At 70.5% G+C, this 3116-nt stretch carries 1 protein-coding gene; it reads left to right on the top strand.

The genetic code is table 11. The features are described from left to right. Positions 1–1814, top strand: a 1814-nt coding sequence (locus tag VXC91_RS44060; protein WP_329512962.1) for a protein kinase domain-containing protein, incomplete at its 5' end; no start/stop codon positions are given. Positions 1815–3116 lie beyond the last annotated feature (1302 nt).

Raw genomic sequence — 3116 nt, 5'->3', positions numbered from 1 at the left:
TGCGCTACCCGATCTCGTTCGAGGCCGCGGTGCGCTCCGCGGCCTGGCTGGGCGGCCGCCGGTTCTTCCTGGCCGCCAGCGGGCACAGCGCGGTCGCCGATCTCAGCCGCACCACGGGCCTGGGACGACAAGAGGATTGGATCCGCACCGCCGGCCACTACCCCGGGCACCTGCTCGTCACCGGCCCCGACACGGTCCTGACCGCCTCGCCCGACGGGTCAGGCAACCGCATCACCCTGCACCGCACCACTGTGGGCGACCGTTCCAGCGAGCCGCTTGTCGAATACCGGCTCGACCGCATCCTCGGCCTGACACAGGCCCCGCACGACGGACCGGCCTACCTCCTGGCATCGGTGCCCGACAACGATCCCGTCCTCCTGAGGCCGGTCCTGACCCGCATCATCGGGCACCGCCCCTCCCCGGGAACCGACCAGTTGGTCGCCAGCGCCGAAGCCCAGCCCGCCGGCTACGACCTGGTGCACGACTCCGCCCGGGGCATAAAGAAGGACTACGCCCTGGAACGGCTGCCGATGGCCCGCGCGGGCCAGGCCGACGTGTTCAAGGCCGAGCACAAGGCTTCGGGCGCGGTCGTGGCCTTCAAACGGCGGCGCCGGCAAGACTCCGGAGCTCGGCGGCGGATGGCGCGCGAGGTGACGGTCGCCCAGCGGCTGGGAGGACACCCCCATGTGATGCCCGTCCTCGACTTCAGCCCCGCCTACGACTGGTTCGTCATGCCGATGGCGGACTCCACCGTCGAGGAGAAGCGCACCGAGCTGACAAGCGACGAGGCCTTGCGCGAACTCGTCGACGCCGTGGCTGCCGCGCTGGCCGAAGCCCACGCACAACGGTGGATCCACCGGGACATCAAGCCGTCGAACATCCTGCTCCTGAACGGCCGATGGACCGTGGCCGACTGGGGGATCGCACGGCGCCCGCGCGGCGAGACAAGCATCGACAAGCCATTGACGAACGCGTCGATCGGATCGCCCGGCTGGGCCGCACCGGAGCTGTCGACCGACCCCCACGACGGCGCCTGCCCGGCGAGCGACATCTACAGCCTCGGGCAGGTCATCGGGTGGATCCTCACCGGCACCTGGCCCCAGCCGAACGTCCCGCTGCTCCCTCCGCCAGGGCCGTGGCGCGGGGTGGTGCGCCAGGCCACCTACCCGGATCCGGCCGCCCGCCCCCAGGACATGGCGGCCTTCGTCGCGCTCATCGAACGTGAGACCAGCCCACGGACCGAACTGCCCATCACCCGGGCCCAGCGGCTACTCGAAGCCGTCGCCGAAGGGGACGAGGACGCAGCCGGGCAGCTGGTCCAGCTCGCCGTCGACCAGCCCGACAACTACGAGCTGTACCTCGATGCCGTCGCCCGCATTGACCTGGAGGTCGCCGAACCTGCGCTCCTGGCCAATCCAGCCCAGGCCATCACCCTGGTGCAGGCCATGGCGGCTCAGGTCGACGGTGACCGCGGCCAGTGGCCAGCCTTCACCGAAGCCGAACGGGCCATTTACTGGCTGCTGCGGGTGAGCCGCATCGCAGCTCACGAAGAGCAGTGGGATCTGCTGGAGACGGCCGTGCGAGGCATGTGCACCTGGGACGACCGCTTCGATCAGTGGAACCCGCAGGATTCCATCAAAAGTTGGCTGCGCTCCCTGTCCGGCCACGGTGCACAAGTCGTCGCCTCGGTGCTGCGTGAGTTCCCCGGCAGCGCGCGGCACTTCTGGGAGCTGGAGGACGAGCGGCGCGTCGACACGGAGATCCGCAGCGCCGTGCAGGCCGCGGTGGTGGCGAACCGGCCCCAGGGAGAGTAGCTCCCCGCTGGGCCCGGCACGGCGCCGCAAGCCACTTCACCGATCCTGAATCTGCGCCCAGTCCTCGACCGTGTCAGCCCGAACATGCCGAACGCGGCGGAGGCCTCGGCCAGCGCATCCGCCCCGACTTCCTGCGCTCCCAGACCGATCGCGGCGACCACGTGCACCAGACCCCCGAACTCGGCTCCCTCCGGCACCTCCTTGTCGGCCTCGGTCGCCGCACGCACCAGCGCCGGGTTCGCAGCCCGCGGTACGGCCCCAGAAGCCGGCCGGCGAGCGCATCCTGCCCCTCCTCACCCGCCCCGGCCGAGCCCGGGCGAACTCCACCAGCCGCCGCGACACCGACCGCTCCAGCACCCGCACAAGCGCCTGACGCACAGCCCCGATCGGGGCTCCGGCACAGGCCCCCCGGCCGCACGGGCATGCAAGGCCTCGGCGAACCACTCCAACACGACCAGCCGCCGATCACGCCCCTACCGAGATGCCGCGCCAACACCGCCGCGCTCTCCACCACCACAGCATCGACCCCGTCCACCCCTGGCCCCGCCCAAGCCCCCGCTGCCGATGACGCGGCAACACCCCCGCCAGCTCTCCAACTGGCCCACCGTCACGCCCCGCACGGCGAGTTCACCAACCACCTGCAGATCAGCCGGACTCGGCGCCCCTCTCTGGCTCACTGGTCACCAACACCACCCGGCAACCCGCCAACTCCAAGGAACCCATCCCGAGCATGACTCCAGACCACCCAACCCGCGCCCGCACCAGGACGGCCAACCCTCGACCTCCTGCTGCGCGTGGTGCCCTGGTACACACCCCGAAACTGACACCACGACAGGGGACAGACCTGGATGCCTGTCCAACGAAGAGGAAACGGACATCACGGGTTCGAGTCAGCTGAGCGACTTCTTGTGCTGCGCCCCCGCAGCACAACCACCGCGATCTCCAGCCCGGAAGGCACCAACCCCGAATCCGGATTCCCGGAAAGTTCTCCGCGAAGGAAACAACCCACCCGCCCCTTGCGGCCAGCAGCCCGCGAAGCGGGCTGGGTCCGGGAGCGCAGCGGACGGACCCCAAGGCCCCGGGAACCGGGGCTGCCTGAGCCTGCGCCAGCAGGCTTCACAACAAGTCCCTGAAGCGCAGCGAAAGGGACCCTCGGCTCGAAGCGCAGCGCCGAGCCGGACCTCCCCGCGCAGCGGGGAGGTGTCACTCCGTCAACCCCCGTGCAACGCACGGGGGTTCCCCCTTGAACCCTGCGCAGCAGGGTTCTACCCGCGCAGCGGGTAGAACCCTGCTGCGCAGGGT

This window comes from Streptomyces chiangmaiensis, from assembly GCF_036281785.1.
Taxonomy (GTDB): domain Bacteria; phylum Actinomycetota; class Actinomycetes; order Streptomycetales; family Streptomycetaceae; genus Streptomyces; species Streptomyces chiangmaiensis.
This window is presented reverse-complemented; position numbering and strand designations above follow the sequence as displayed.